Raw genomic sequence first — 13659 nt, forward strand, 5'->3', positions numbered from 1 at the left:
GCTGCTACTTGTTGAAGCAGTGGCTGCGGGATCAGGGCCAAAGGATACTGCTCCCGTGGCTGGAGGGAATCAGCCTTGAAAGCGGACGGCGCGCGGCCAGGGTTCAGATAAGGACGCAGAAAAGCCGGTGGGGAAGCTACTCGACCCGGGGAACGCTCAGCCTTAATGCCGCCCTGCTCTTCCTGACCGCACCCGAAGTCCGATATGTGATGATTCACGAGCTTTGTCACACCATCCATCACGGCCATACCATAGAGTTCTGGAATCTGGTCAGGCGGCTGGAGCCCGACTACCGGCGGCTGAATCTTAAAACGGGAAAAGCTGATGGGAGAGTGCCGGGCTGGGTAAGGTTTTAGGCTTTACAGCGGAGAATCCTAAATGATCGTTAGCCAGCACGGGAAAACGGCAGGGAGTGGCCCTGCACGATTGTTCGGCATTCCGCTCCTCAGCAATTTTGCAATTGACAGTCATTCTATGCTAATAGAAAATACTTTAGACTTCATCAATCGCCTATAAAAATCAAGTGCATCATGGCCAAAGTTTTTCACGAGATCAGAGATCCTATCCACACTTTTATCAGGCTTGATTCTGATGAGCGTAAGGTATTAGATTCGCGCCCTTTTCAGCGCCTGCGTTATATTCATCAGCTGGCCACGACTTATCTTCTATACCTTGGTGCCACTTGAACGTTCATCTCGATGATCCCTGCTGATCCGAAAAGATCTGGATGCATGTGGTCACCTCATCTGCGATGGCTCCCTTCAATACCGTGTAGCGGTATTTTGGCACCCATACTATGTGGTATTGGCAATGCCAAATGGTTTGTGATAGCTTTCGAAATCGGGCTTCGGGATAAAAAGGATCTCTTCGAATAGACTCTTTTCGCCGTGCAGCTTTGCGGAGTGGGTGTAGAAGCCATTGAAGATTGAGCGTAACGTTTTGTAGCCTTCAATGGCGGTTATCATCCGTTCGGTTAATTCTTTGTCAGTCAGCATTGCGGGGCTCCTGATCATCATCTTCGAAAGATGTTCTTGCCTTACAGGACAGTAAGGTTAAACGGCATCTTTCGAGATCTTTTTCAGCAGTTCCTCAATCTCATGAATCAGAAAAGGCAAGTTGGGTTGAGAGAAGCTCATTTCAGGCGCAGGAACGCGGTTTTGTTTAATATCGGGGGGTAGGTGCTTATGATGAGGATGAGTGGCTTGCAGGGTCGAATCATTCGGATGCGGCTGAGGATCATACCAATAGAGCTTCTCTTTCCCACGCCAGACTTCATAGCCATACCAGTCTATGGTGGCCGGTAACCGATCGAACGTGAGCCTTTCGCGCACGATCAGCCGAATGTCATGCGCGAAGCGAAGTTCTCCCGCTACGCGAGCAAGCGATGCGCCCCGCCGAACAAAAGTCAAAGTTGAATGCAGGATAGACGGAAAGTTATCGGCAACTGTGTATAGAAAAAGCTCATAATCCTTAGCAGTACGTAACGGGTTAGTCATGCGGCGACCTTGACCAATCCAGCTAGGCTCGGAGCATTCCGCTGCACTCGCTGGATTTCATTTCGGTAGTCAGCCTGCCTGGCAAGCCAAGTTCGATAGACGCTGGCCCACTCACCAAAATCAAGCACCCATTCGTCATTTTCGGGCTCCTCACCGCTGACATATGCCGCATAGAAAGTCTCTGACCGGACTCCATACTTGCGTTCAAAATCTAGCAGCTCTTCTTCGAGGGCATGAATATCCGCTAGTATTTGATGAACATTCACTACAATCACCTCCATTCAATAATGGTCAAAAATGATAGCAGCACCTGCTGCACAACCAAAGCAAGTCCTTAAAAACATTATACAGTTTAAGAGCAAAGATACAATATCTGACGTAGGTAAAAGGAAGTTCATAAGCTTTCGACTCGCCTTCGCCAGAGAAATTAATGAGGCCATGCCGTGGAGCATGTAAATGTGATCGCCGCTCCAGTTACAGTCAATGCATGGCCGGCTGTTGACCTTCTGGTATGGTTGCCTGTGGCTTGGCGATTTGGGACAGGACCTCCCGGAACTGGTTGAGCTTGGCGGGATTCTGCCGGCACTGCCCGAGCAGGTTGATTTGCTCCTGGAGCTGGTGCTGGTCGATCTCATCGATTGAAGCCGCCTGGTACTTGGTGGCGGCATATAGCCAGTAGGCGTTTGTGTTTAAGTTCAGGGTTTCGAGCAGCGAATGGATGTGGCTGATGAGCTCCTGCTTGGGATCGACTCCCGAGTTGAGCCAGGCGGCGAGCTGTCTTCCGGTCTCCTCGTCCGGCACGAAGTATTTGCCGTCGAAAAGGTGGGTGCGGTCCTTGGTCGAGGTGGCGATGTGGCCGTCGACGGAGAGGTCGAGCACCACGGTGAATTCGTATTCGAGCTCCGGGCTCTGGATGAAGGCCAGGCCGAGCTTGGTCACCTTGGTTTTTTTCTTCTCTTTCTGGATGACATCGTAAGCCGTCTTGGTGCGCAGGGTGGCGATGATATGACACGGGCTGGTGAGGATGGTGTCGACCAGCTCGATATGCATGGGAGTGGCCGTCCGCCAGGCGGTGAAATCGTTCATGCCTTTGCCCGATTTCGCGACCCGGTCCTTGATATCGAGGATCCCACCGGTGCCGGCCCAGGCGTGCGACAACGAGTCGATGATCAGCACGTTGTAGCCGGCCCGCTCGGCCGTTTTAATTCGAGAGATGTATTCCTGCGGCCCGAAGGGGCCGTCGATGGGTGAAATGTCATAATTGAACTCGTCGGAATAAAGATCTCCGGAGCGGCGCTCGGTGTCAATCACGGCGATGGGACCGCCGAGGCCGGTCGCGATCCGCAGAGCGGAATAGGTTTTGCCGGACCCGGAAGGGCCGGCCAGGGCGAGACGAAGCTTGGCTTGTTTGCGTTGGGCTTTACGAAACATGCTTGTACTCCTTTTTTTGAACCGCAAAGACGCTAAGGACGCGAAGATGAATTTTGTTTTGCCCGATCGACAGGGTGATCGGGCAATAACGAAGGCAGCTTCGCAATAGGATTTGCTGATCCGAGATGGAGCCAAGCATTGAGGTTTCATTTTACCGGCCGCCTCCCGGCCGGAAAAAAACACTCAAACTTTGTGTCCTCAGCGGCTTAGTGGTGAACGATTGGTTATGCTGCGAAGCGGATTTTGCGGCGGGGCAGCAGGTCCTCGAGGGATTCGTCGATGACCTCTTTGATTTTGTTCATCTCGGCCGCGATTCGAGTTCGCAGCCCGTCGTTTTGACGGAGCTCATCCGGTGAGCCGTCGCCTGGAGACGGTGCGCCGTTTGAACCCTGAGATTATCGAGGACATTCGGGTGGGGCTCATTCCACCCGGGTCCGCACGGTCACTGGCGCGGTTGCCGGAGTGCAACCAGGTGGAGATGGCAGCGGCAATCCAGCGCGATGGGCTCAAGGTGGAGGAAATCCAACGCCTTATAGGCTTGTGGTGCAGGGCCGAAAGTCCGGAGGAAAAGCGGTTCATCGTTGAGTCATCCCGGAAGGTGTTGGAGCTTGCAGGAGCAGACTGCCCGGTCGAGCCTTCCCCTCTACCTTCCCATCTGCACGGCTTCCATAAAACCGTTGAGAGCCTTGAGCGCATAGCCCGCCTGCTCAAACACCGATCTATGAGAGGCCTGGGGGCAATGAGCTCCGAGAGCCAAACCTCCCTCACTCAATCGATCAAAGCCGCCGAAAGCCTGTGTCGGGAAGCGATCTCACTGGCCCACTCGGCGCTTAATCGATAAGGAGGTGTCAGTCCCATGAGCAAGCTTGCCGATAATATCATCAAGGAAATTAAGGACACCGAGGTTTGGAATCCATGCCATAAGGCATCTTTCAGCGAGCATTTTGGATGACAAGAACTACCCCCTGAGTACCATCCAGTCTCTTCTGAGGCACAAGAGTGCTAATACGACATCAAAGTACATTCACAAATTGCGAGGCTTCAGAGCAGTTCTGGATGAGGCATTCAGGAGAGAGCCCCCGCCGCCGGTCGCAGCGCCGGAGGTTCGGGAGTTGCCGGAGCCGAAACCGGCGCCGGCGCAAAATGAAGAAAGCCACTCCCAGGTTGGTGCCTCAACCAAGGGGCGGCCATATCCGCGGCTCGTTCGATTTCGCTGATCACGAAGCCCTTTGTTTGTGTGAATCTACCCGCGTTTTACACGTAAATTTACACGCAAGGGCGGAAGGCGAATAATCGCCGAACCTAAGTAATTGATTGTTTTGGCGTCCCCAACCGGATTTGAACCGGTGTTGCCGGCGTGAAAGGCCGGTGTCCTGGACCGGGCTAGACGATGGGGACGAACTTGCAAGCAGCCTTCTAATCGATAGACCCGCGCTTGTCAAGAGCTTTCGATTGGTGGGCCGTCCGCGGCTCGAACGCGGGACTCTCTGCTTAAAAGGCAGATACTCTACCGACTGAGTTAACGGCCCTTGCTCCAAGCGAAACGAATTAATTTTTTAACATCTGGGAATTGCCGATGTCAAGCCTAAATCAGTCTCACATGCGCACTGGCATCAATAGGCCGAACGAAACCATCCGTTATTCTTATTCACCTGGATCTTGTCCACCAGCGAGCCATCCCTGGTGACGATCTCAGCTTCGTAGAATTCATCCCTGTCGGCCATGTCGCCCAGCTTGAGATTAGGATTATTGGTCGCTTTGAGGTAGTCTTCCAAGAGTGTCTTGGCTTCGTCCTGAGTCACTTGTTTACCCTGCTGGGGCGCATAAGGGGCCATTTTGCCGTAACCCCGGTGGCGCATTCCTGCACCCCTGCCGCCCCACGGGCAGCATCCCTTCCATTGACCCTTTGCTTTGAGCGACATCCAGGGACAATACCAGTCGCCCTGGTCTTGTGACTCCTGAGACGGGGAGGTTTGTGGTTGTTGAGCATTGACATGGGGCAGCGCCAACATGATAGCAGCAATGAACAACGTTATGGATAGAAAAGTCTTTTTCATGGCTTACAGCTCCTTCTTAATTTATGAGAATACAGAAATCAGGGTAAAGACCATGGTTATCTATTATGGGTTACCTGTTGGCCCAGCCGGACCGGTCTTGTCTGTAGCCCTTCGGGCTATTCCAATTGAAGCCTCGCCAGTTGGCTTTGTGCATCGGTCCGTAGTGTTGCCTTTCAGTGGTCCAGGCTCCGGCCCTGGGACAGTACCATGACCCCTGGCTGTTTTGCATTACGCCGCTCACCTTGGCCGAACGGTAGGGGCAGTTCCAGCCGCCACCCTGCCCCTGCCCAGAACCTCGGCCTCCCTGGCGGGCATAACTCAAACCCGCACCTGAGACGACAAGGACAAACAGCATCAGCACCATAACAGTCGTTTTCTTCATGCTCATCTCCTTCTTTTACTCTACTCGCAGGAGCTCGTCCGAGGCTGGAGGACTCCTCCCGCTCTAGAGCGGTAGAGGTTCAGTGAGGGGGCGAGATCACTCTCATTTGCACCCTCACCCCGCCCCTCTCCGTCAACGGAGAGGGGCGGGGTCTCGGCCAAGCTCTCAGCCTGATATTGTGCAGCCTTTACGCAAATACCAACCGTCTTCTCTTTGGCTTTTTTGCCCGCCTGTCACCTCCCTTCCGCAATACTGCGTGATCAATTTGCCGGCGTGATTTTCAACGCCTGCTCTCTGCCTTTACACATTGTGTGCCAAGGGTCCTCTTATCATTTGTAAGATATGGTAATTACATAGCTAATCTATTCACGTACAGCCCGCGAAAAAATGACAGGCGGGACCTGCTTCCGGATAAAACTTACCCATCCCTTTCCGACCCCTGCCAGGGGATGTATAGGATTTATCCAGTGGAGCTGCGGGTCAATCGCAGGGAGATGCGGTTTCCACTGCGCTGCTGAGGATCACCGAACCGCAAGAACACCACCCCAACGAACATGATTGGTCTGTTCAATTATGCCAGGGCTGGTTCAATGCCCCGTGAATACTTATCTTGATTAATAAAGATTTTATGCTGAATGTTTCAGGATCGGGGGAAACAAGGATGACATCTCGCTGGGTGCTTTTGCCTTTGCTTCTAGTGGCAGTAGGTTTATCAAGCTGCGGTTCCACGCGAGGGAACACCGTGCAGCGGGTGATCCATGCCGGGTCTCCCACGGCAAAGGAACTGAGCGTTTATCGAGACGATCCTTACGCTGCAGATTCCCGGGAAACAGCCGAACAGATAGCGGACAGCAGCGAGCGAGACATCGAAGAGCACCCCCGATACGGATGGACTCACAGGTCAGTGGACCAAGTGGAATTGTCTCAGCTGACAAACCACGACCCCCACTTGAGCTACAGCATTTCCAAACAAATCCTTGCTCGGCTCAATGTCAGGGCACCCTATTACATCGACCAGGACATCAAGAGAGGCCGTCCATTGAAGGTGCCCAATGATTTCACGTTGTACAAGGACTGGAGCCCCTTGCCGAGAGAAATCCCCGAAGTCCACAACATAGCCAAGTTTATTTTGATCGTTAAAGATATCCCCTTCATAGGGTGGTACGAATACGGCAGGCTGGCAGGCGATTCGTTCATATGCATTGGTAAAAACCAGGGGTGGACAAGAGCGGGCATCTACAGAGTACGAGACAAGGACATCGATCACGTTTCGAGAAGCTACACCAACGCTTTCGGAGTTCCCGCGCCAATGCCCTGGGCCTTGAGAATTTATGGACACGTGTGGATTCACGCCGGAGACATCACCGGGGGATACTGCTCTCACGGCTGCATCAATCTCCCCTTGATGCCCGCTCAGGCGCTCTATGCATGGGCCGATTTCGACACCGTAGTGATTATCACCGAGTCCCTGGGAGCATTGCAGACGGTATTCCACAATAATCGATCCAACTGCCTGCTCTATTCCGAGGCATGCGGTCTGAGACGAGGAACGGGGAATATTTAGCACATCACAAATTACTCTCACAAGCCGCTCCATGCGTGGCCGACTTTGTTGAGTCGGTTCTCTTTTCCCTTGACCAGAACAGGCAACCATGGCAGTTGCTAAACTCTGTCCGTGGCTGCGTGTGCACGCTGTTTTGCAGGTGCACAACAATTTGTGCAAAGGGATGTCGATCGCTCTTCTGTTCCACCGCCTCGCTCACCGACCCGGTGGCTTTTCTAGATCGGCTGTATTACCGTGGAGCAAAGAATAAGCGGCTTGGACCGCTGCGTGCGGTGACTCGAATCTGCCGCCTGCTGGATCACCGTTTTGGGCTGGATGTGAGCCACTGGCTGCGGCCTGCTTTCACGGCAGGACGAGCGTGGGACGAGCTGCCGAAAGAACTGCACAAGCCGCTGACGGTCGCGTTGGACGCGGTGCGCCATACGCTGGACGCGTTCCCTCGCATGCGCGCAGCTCTGGACCTTCCTGGTGTCATCCTGCTGCATCGACCCGACCTGTACTGCGCGAGTGCCCTGCTTACTGCCTGGCTGGGATTTCTCGATGAGCTCTTCCCCAGCATACAGTCTTTCATGACCTTTCCGGCGGAGTCCCGCCGACTGATGCCGCAAGGGATATGTCAAAACGAGCTTCCGCTGCCGGCGCCCCAGACAACAGCGACCGATCGCCCGGCGCCAATACCACCCCTGCCCCTGCGGCTTTTCAAGTTGCTCCATCACACGTCCCCCTGTTTCTGCCATGCATAGAGCTCCTCCGAAGTTCCGTCGCGACTTGGCGAGCATCAATGTTAGTACTCAAAATGCACATCGGCAATTTCGCACGTTCTTTGCGTCATGCCGAGCCCTCCTGCTGATGGCTGCCAAAAAATTTGGGATGTGCGCATTTTCATAGCATAGTTCCAGCAGGGTGCCACAGGGGAAACCACGACCCGCCCGTGTACCTTGTGTTTGACAGACTCCCTCTGCAAAAGGCATTATCTGCTGCAGAACAGGTCACCATGAGAAGATCTGCAGATGCATTGCACGATGGAAGATAATTCAGCCGCAATCGAGGAGAGATCGCTATGAAGATTCTGGGCTTTGAAGGAAGTCCGAGGGAAAACGGAAACACTGAAAAGCTGGTCAAGACCATTCTTGAGGGTGCCGGTGAGAAGGGCGCCGAAACAGCCTATTACAAAATCGCCAGGATGAGGATTGCTCCCTGCCTTGGATGCATGGATTGCAGAACCAGCGGCATCTGCATTCATGAAGACGACATGACGCCACTGTACGACGAGATACGGTCCTGTGATGCCATGATCATCGGCTCCCCCATATACATGTGGCAGGTGAACGCGCAAACAAAGACTTTCATAGACCGCCTCGTGTTGTTCGTGAAACCGGACTTTTCAACCCGTCTAAACGGCAGGAAGAGGATGGTTTTGGCCTTCACCCAGGGAAACCCGGATGCCGGTGCCTTCAAAACCTACTTTGATTATCTGGAAAAGCTTTTTACCTTTCTGCACTACGCTGTTAAGGGAACCATCGTGGCTGCCGGAACACGACACCTGGACGATCTCCTGCAACAAACCGAAGTATTGGAAAAGGCAAAGAAAATCGGCATGGATCTGGTGCCCTGAGAGATTGAGACCGGTGCCTGACCAAGTTGCACCCGGCAGCCTTCGCCGCATGGAAACGGACCTGCAGTCAATGACGAGTTTGCACGCCGAGGATAACGCAGAACAGATCGAAATAATGGATTAAACGGGGAGGCAACTGCTGATGGGAGCAATCGGCGGTGCGGGGCGGTGCGATCGGCCCGCGAGACTGACGACCCTGGACGGATTGCGAGGATGGATCATGGTCTTGATGGCACTCGACCATGCCGCCTATTTCATCAGTAATCGTCATCCTTCCGAATTCTGGGGCCTGCCCCTGCCCCACTATGACCACAGCATTGGTTTTTTCACTCGCTGGGTGACGCACGTTTGCGCTCCCGGGTTCTTTTTTCTCATGGGCCTGGGCATGGTCCTGTTTCATTTGGTGAGGCGCCGCATCAATTGGTCGGAGAGCAAGATACTGGGGCATTTTGTTGCACGGGGCTTGCTTCTCGTGGCGTTGCAACTGGCGGTGGAAAATCCGGCATGGATGCTGGTCGGCGCTTCCACCTCCGGCAGTTCCGCGGGCTCCGGCTCGACACTGTTAATATACGCGGGAGTTCTGTATGGTCTGGGTACAGTGATGATACTCTGCGCAGCTCTTCTGCGCTTGAAGACGATTTACCTGATAGGCGTGAGCCTGTTGGCGATCATGACGACCCAAGTCCTGACATTGATTTTTGTGCAACCACAAAATGTCGATTCGCTGATCTTGACACTGTTAGTGCTGCCCGGCCGATCCAGCGGGGTGCTGGTCTACTATCCTCCAATCGCGTGGCTGGGATTGTCAGTTCTGGGAATGGTTTTTGCCCGCGAGCTGCTGCGAAATCAGGATCGGGCCTATAAAGGGGTCCTTGTGGCTTCGTGTGTGTGCCTGGTCCTCTTTGCCGCAGTTCGAACCTGGGGAGGCTTCGGCAATATTCATCCACCTGCTTCCAACAGCTGGATATCCTATTTGAACGTCACCAAGTATCCGCCAAGCATTGCATTCCTGCTGCTGACCATGGGGATTAATTTTTTCTGCCTTTTTGCTTTTTCCCGGGGGACGAGACTCTTGGAAAGGTGGGGACCATTTTTGCTGACATTTGGTCAGAGCGCCCTCTTCTTTTACCTGGTGCACCTGTATCTCTACGCTCTCTTTGGCGTTATTCTGGGTCCTGACAGCTCCACGCTCACCGTATATGGGGGTTGGCTGCTGGGGCTCGTGCTGCTTTACCCTGCATGTCAAAGATATGCGGTTTTCAGGGCACACACCCCCTCAGGTTCAATCTGGCGGTTCTTCTAGAGACCGTCTCGAAATGTCGTAGGAAAATGCAGGAATCCAGTTATGGCAGACCGGGGGTCTCTACCCCGCTACCCTGCTCTTGCCTGCGTCAGCCGTTTGATGGCATCCATGCAGACTTGCAAGCCGTGCATGAAAATGTCGTCACATGTCCCCTGCAAACAGGCAAAAGCGCGCAGCCGCTTCCAGCCCGGAGCTCATCCTTCCAGATTGATCAGTTGTACATCCAGTTTGGTTCCCGTTATGTGCACTACGGCAAGGCTGACCGGCAACGTGAAGCGACGCGGACCGGCACTTCCCGGGTTGAGAAACAGAACCCCGTTTTGTTCCACAGCCGAAGGTGTGTGCGAGTGCCCGCTCACGACGATTCTGCAACCGGCGGCATTCGGGTTGAGATCGATTTCAGAAAGGTCATGAATCACATATAGCAGAATGCCGCCAATTGCGACGACTTCATACCGTGGGAGGGTCTTGGCCCATGTATCCCAATCGGTGTTGCCGCGCACGGCAACAACAGGAGCAATTTTTCCCAGTGTTTCGAGAATTTCCGGCTTGCCGATATCACCGGCATGAATGATGAGTTCTACGTCTTTGAAAGCTTTTTTCACAGCGGGTCTCAGCAGACCATGCGTATCAGAAATAACGCCGATTTTATGTGAATCTTGGCGAGACGGCATATCCAACGTACCTTTCCGCACCGTATCCAGCAACAGCACCTGCAATTTCAACTCGATCATGCATGAGCTCAGGAACAAAACTATATCCATTTTTAAACACTCTGGAGAGAGAATTCAACGGGTGCCACGCCTGCTTTGACAGTTCGCACGAAGGCCTGTCCCCGGCCGATATTGCCGAATCCATTTAAGGCGCTGTTTTATCCAGGATGGCTGCAAGGGCATAAGAGGTGGGGCCGACGATCAAGAGGAGCAGAAAAAATTCGGTCATGGGGTTTAACGCTTCACCCAGCAACCGGTCGGCGTATCCCAGCAAGGGCTGGTGCAGGAGATAAATGCTGTAGGATGCGGCGGCCACATTGGCCACCACTGGCAGGCTGCCCGCTTTTCCACTGCAAGGCGCAAACAGTATCAGTACCATGCAGACAAGGCACCAGGAAAGTAGATGAATATGCCGGACGGGCAGCCCCTTGAGCTCTAGAACCGTGCTCCCCGACAGGGCGAAAAGCAATGCTGCAGCAAGAAAAGCCGGGTAAGGCGGGGCGAGCCCGGAATGCCGGCATTTGTCGTTTTCCATCACCGTATTTCTGCGCCAGGCCGCAGCCAGCCACATTCCGAGGGTGAATTCGGGCAGCCGCGCGGGCAGGTTGTAATAGCTCATATAATTGATTACGGCCCATGGAGTTTCGGGGCGGGAGACGTGATCCAGCAGCAACCAACCGCTCCAGCACACCAGGCAGGTGAGGAGACAGGCCCTGGCCGGACCGATTTTGGCGAAAGCGGCCATTATCAGCGGAAAAATCAAATAGAACTGGGCCAGCAGTCCAAGCCACCAGTACGCGGGTACGATGGCAAAGAAGGTCGAGGGAAAAATCGAGTGGAGAAAAGTCAGGTGCGCCACATAGGTAATCGCTCCCCCTGACAGGTTCTCTCTGCCGGAAAACAGCATGGCAAGCGTCCAGAGAGATAGTGCGATGTAGTATTTGGGACAGATGCGCAGAAATCGTCGACGCAGGAACTGCCTGTAAGCCGGGGGCGGCTTCTGTTGCGGCCCCAGGTGGGGCAGCGCCAGAACAAAACCGGTGATAAAGTTGAAAACCACCACCCCCAGAAGGCCGTAGCGTGCAGCCGTTCCCAGCAGTTTACCGGCCGGTCCGCTGTGTATCACCTGGGGTGTCACCGACCAGAGATGAAACGTGAAGATTCCCGCCAAGGCGATTGCGCGCAGCAGTTCGACCTGAGGAATCAAAGAACGGGACGGCTCATGCAATGGTTGTTGTCCTGTACGGCGGATGCAATACACTACCGGAATTCCCTGCCAATGACTCCGCTCCGCCCGGCGCTGTCGTGCCGGTGCAGTCATCAAGATTTTTTGAGAGGTGCACTATAGCATGGTTATCTGTCGACGATGTCAAATTGTGCGGCGGTCTCCCTGCAAACATCCACGAGGTTGACATTGTGGCGGCACGGCGAGAGGCACTGGTGAAGTCGCTCCGGTTGGGTCCCGCCAACTGTGTCCGCGATTCACTAGATGATCCGAGTTCCCGGCAACCTGTCCGCCGCATTTGTACCGGGCGCAGCTCTTGACAATATCATGATCGACATTAATTTGCAGTTCAGGCGTAACTGATGATTATATAAAAGTAATGAGCCCGCCCATGAATGGGGCCACGAGCCGGGTTACACAGGTAGCCCGGCTTTTTTTATGGGCTCGACGGAAGCCGCCCAGGGTGGCGGGCTAATCCGGGTTTACAAACTAAAAGGAGCACGGCTCTACGGCCGAACATCTGAGGAGGATGCTATGGATGCAGCACGTCACTGGGAGGAAACGATGTCCAATGATGATCTATTTGGTACCAACGCGTTTTCACGACTGGACGAAACAGATGATGAAATATTCTACGCACGCGACCGTTTCGTGCAACATCTGGATTCGACGGCCCTCGCCACCGTGGAACAATTGATCGGTCAACTGGTGATTGAAGAAAATCCTATCATACTTGACCTGATGTCCAGCTGGGATTCCCATATCCCGGCGTCAGTTCAGCCATCCAAAGTCGTGGGACTGGGCTTGAACAAGAACGAACTGGAGCAAAATCCCGCACTTACCGAATATGTCATGCACGACTTGAATAAATTTCCGTTATTGCCTTTTCCCGACGCATCCTTTGATGCGGTCCTAAACACGGTATCCGTGGATTATATGACCAATCCCATCGAAACCTTCGGGGAAGTCGGCAGGATCCTCAAGCCGGGAGGGCTCTTTCTGGTGATTTTTTCAAGCCGTATGTTCCCTCAAAAGGTGACCCGGGTGTGGCGTCAGGCCGGAGAAAATGAACGAATCATTTTGGTCGAGGAATTCTTCCGCCACTCACAACTTTTTGAGACCCCGAAGGTATTCATCTCCAAGGGAAAGCCACGGCCCCAGGATGACAAATACGCGCATCTTGGCATTCCGAGCGATCCCATTTACGCAGTCTATGCTGACCGGAAGGGGGCGCAGGCCGGCCGCATGCGCCGGCCGGAAGTTTCCTCTCAGCATGGCAGTCCGCTCCCGGCGGAAACATTGCAGCAAAGGATCGATGCGGTCAAAGAAACCCTGCGCTGCCCGCACTGCGGCGACATCATGCGCAAATGGGCGGTGCCGTATACTCCGTTCACCACCTGGGACGTTGATTTCATGTACATTTGCTTCAACGACACGTGCCCCTATTTGATGCGCGGCTGGGAGGCAATGAACAAGCAGGGAAACCGAGGGCTTTCCCACAGGTTGATGTACGATCCCGTGAGACAACGCTGCATGCCGGTTCCCGTTCCCAGCCTGGATGCATTGAAAGAGAGCATCGTCGAGTGATCGAGAGTTGAACGCCCTTATCATCGAGCCTTCTGTAAACCTCGGCAAGTACAAGACGTTCGCAAGAGGCTTTCGGACAGGCTCGTAACTATCATTGCCGCCCGGCGGGCGGCCGTTCTCAACAAGGGCGGTCTGCGCCGGGCGCATGATGATCCTGCCTTTTTTGGCACATTCTGCCATTGACCTGCCCAGATTGACCCGTTTATCGTATAATCCGTCCCAATCGGATATCCATGCGATTACTCCGCGGCACGGGTGGAAGCAAACGGCAAGGAAAAAGTCATAC

At 53.9% G+C, this 13659-nt stretch carries 17 protein-coding genes, 2 tRNA genes and 1 pseudogene; 9 read left to right on the plus strand and 11 right to left on the minus strand.

All coding sequences use genetic code 11. From position 1 onward, the window contains the following. Nucleotides 1-11: 11 nt before the first annotated feature. Nucleotides 12-356, plus strand: a complete 345-nt coding sequence (locus tag K1V27_RS02290) for a M48 metallopeptidase family protein (protein WP_258927900.1) — start codon at nt 12-14, stop codon at nt 354-356. Between the two features lie 349 nt (nt 357-705). On the opposite strand, the pseudogene K1V27_RS23140 reads toward K1V27_RS02290, so the two are convergent. The 5 genes and pseudogenes from K1V27_RS23140 to K1V27_RS02310 form a co-directional block, all read right to left on the minus strand. Then, nucleotides 706-873: pseudogene (locus K1V27_RS23140) on the minus strand (transposase); the annotation flags it as partial. Beyond that, a complete protein-coding gene (locus K1V27_RS02295; protein ID WP_258927901.1) occupies nt 795-995 on the minus strand; it encodes a hypothetical protein in 201 nt (66 codons plus the stop codon). The gene K1V27_RS02295 and the pseudogene K1V27_RS23140, both read right to left, overlap by 79 nt. 57 nt (nt 996-1052) lie before the next feature. Further along, nucleotides 1053-1496 carry a toxin-antitoxin system TumE family protein gene (locus K1V27_RS02300; RefSeq protein ID WP_258927902.1) on the minus strand — a complete coding sequence of 148 codons (444 nt, stop codon included), beginning with the start codon at nt 1494-1496 and terminating at the stop codon, nt 1053-1055. Then, the gene (locus K1V27_RS02305; RefSeq protein ID WP_258927903.1) at nt 1493-1762 is read right to left on the minus strand and encodes a hypothetical protein; all 270 of its coding nucleotides are present in this window, start codon (nt 1760-1762) and stop codon (nt 1493-1495) included. Before K1V27_RS02305 ends, K1V27_RS02300 begins: the two co-directional genes overlap by 4 nt. A gap of 214 nt (nt 1763-1976) precedes the next feature. After that, nucleotides 1977-2927 (minus strand): ATP-binding protein, encoded by a 951-nt coding sequence (locus K1V27_RS02310; protein WP_258927904.1) that lies wholly within the window; start codon nt 2925-2927, stop codon nt 1977-1979. 125 nt (nt 2928-3052) lie between these two features. Between K1V27_RS02310 and K1V27_RS02315 the strand changes: the two genes are divergently transcribed. The 3 genes from K1V27_RS02315 (at nt 3053) to K1V27_RS22700 (ending at nt 4144) form a co-directional block, all read left to right on the plus strand. Next, nucleotides 3053-3283, plus strand: a complete 231-nt coding sequence (locus K1V27_RS02315; RefSeq protein WP_258927905.1) for a hypothetical protein — start codon at nt 3053-3055, stop codon at nt 3281-3283. Continuing rightward, a complete protein-coding gene (locus K1V27_RS02320) occupies nt 3280-3768 on the plus strand; it encodes a DUF1016 N-terminal domain-containing protein (RefSeq protein ID WP_258927906.1) in 489 nt (162 codons plus the stop codon). The genes K1V27_RS02315 and K1V27_RS02320 overlap by 4 nt, the downstream gene beginning before the upstream one ends. Nucleotides 3769-3871: 103 nt before the next feature. Beyond that, nucleotides 3872-4144, plus strand: coding sequence for a hypothetical protein (locus K1V27_RS22700; protein WP_353740501.1), 273 nt, complete (start codon nt 3872-3874; stop codon nt 4142-4144). Nucleotides 4145-4247: 103 nt separating this feature from the next. On the opposite strand, the gene K1V27_RS02325 is transcribed toward K1V27_RS22700, so the two are convergent. The 4 genes from K1V27_RS02325 to K1V27_RS02340 all read right to left on the minus strand — a co-directional run bounded on the left by K1V27_RS02325 (nt 4248) and on the right by K1V27_RS02340 (nt 5366). Further along, nucleotides 4248-4325: transfer RNA gene (locus K1V27_RS02325), tRNA-Glu, on the minus strand. A gap of 55 nt (nt 4326-4380) precedes the next feature. Beyond that, nucleotides 4381-4456: transfer RNA gene (locus K1V27_RS02330), tRNA-Lys, on the minus strand. An 84-nt stretch (nt 4457-4540) separates the two neighbouring features. Then, nucleotides 4541-4984, minus strand: a complete 444-nt coding sequence (locus K1V27_RS02335; RefSeq protein ID WP_258927907.1) for a hypothetical protein — start codon at nt 4982-4984, stop codon at nt 4541-4543. 70 nt (nt 4985-5054) lie between these two features. Beyond that, complete coding sequence (locus K1V27_RS02340) at nt 5055-5366, minus strand: hypothetical protein (RefSeq protein WP_258927908.1); 312 nt, start codon at nt 5364-5366, stop codon at nt 5055-5057. Nucleotides 5367-6027: 661 nt separating this feature from the next. Here K1V27_RS02340 and K1V27_RS02345 point away from each other — a divergent pair. The 4 genes from K1V27_RS02345 (at nt 6028) to K1V27_RS02360 (ending at nt 9848) form a co-directional block, all read left to right on the plus strand. After that, a complete protein-coding gene (locus tag K1V27_RS02345; RefSeq protein ID WP_258927909.1) occupies nt 6028-6930 on the plus strand; it encodes a L,D-transpeptidase in 903 nt (300 codons plus the stop codon). A 272-nt stretch (nt 6931-7202) separates the two neighbouring features. Then, nucleotides 7203-7673 (plus strand): hypothetical protein, encoded by a 471-nt coding sequence (locus K1V27_RS02350; RefSeq protein WP_258927910.1) that lies wholly within the window; start codon nt 7203-7205, stop codon nt 7671-7673. Nucleotides 7674-7990: 317 nt separating this feature from the next. Next, nucleotides 7991-8545, plus strand: coding sequence for a flavodoxin family protein (locus K1V27_RS02355; protein WP_258927911.1), 555 nt, complete (start codon nt 7991-7993; stop codon nt 8543-8545). 142 nt (nt 8546-8687) lie between these two features. Further along, the gene (locus tag K1V27_RS02360) at nt 8688-9848 is read left to right on the plus strand and encodes an acetyltransferase domain-containing protein (RefSeq protein ID WP_258927912.1); all 1161 of its coding nucleotides are present in this window, start codon (nt 8688-8690) and stop codon (nt 9846-9848) included. A gap of 194 nt (nt 9849-10042) precedes the next feature. Here K1V27_RS02360 and K1V27_RS02365 read toward each other — a convergent pair whose 3' ends face one another. Together K1V27_RS02365 and K1V27_RS02370 are read right to left on the minus strand one after the other, a co-directional pair. Further along, on the minus strand, nt 10043-10522 hold the full coding sequence (locus K1V27_RS02365; protein ID WP_353740513.1) for a metallophosphoesterase family protein: 480 nt from the start codon (nt 10520-10522) through the stop codon (nt 10043-10045). A gap of 184 nt (nt 10523-10706) precedes the next feature. Continuing rightward, nucleotides 10707-11789, minus strand: coding sequence for an acyltransferase family protein (locus tag K1V27_RS02370; RefSeq protein WP_258927913.1), 1083 nt, complete (start codon nt 11787-11789; stop codon nt 10707-10709). 531 nt (nt 11790-12320) lie between these two features. Between K1V27_RS02370 and K1V27_RS02375 the strand changes: the two genes are divergently transcribed. After that, on the plus strand, nt 12321-13373 hold the full coding sequence (locus K1V27_RS02375; RefSeq protein ID WP_258927914.1) for a methyltransferase domain-containing protein: 1053 nt from the start codon (nt 12321-12323) through the stop codon (nt 13371-13373). Nucleotides 13374-13659: the final 286 nt, after the last annotated feature.

Source organism: Desulfoferrobacter suflitae, assembly GCF_022603395.1.
GTDB classification, from domain to species: domain Bacteria; phylum Desulfobacterota; class Syntrophobacteria; order Syntrophobacterales; family Syntrophobacteraceae; genus Desulfoferrobacter; species Desulfoferrobacter suflitae.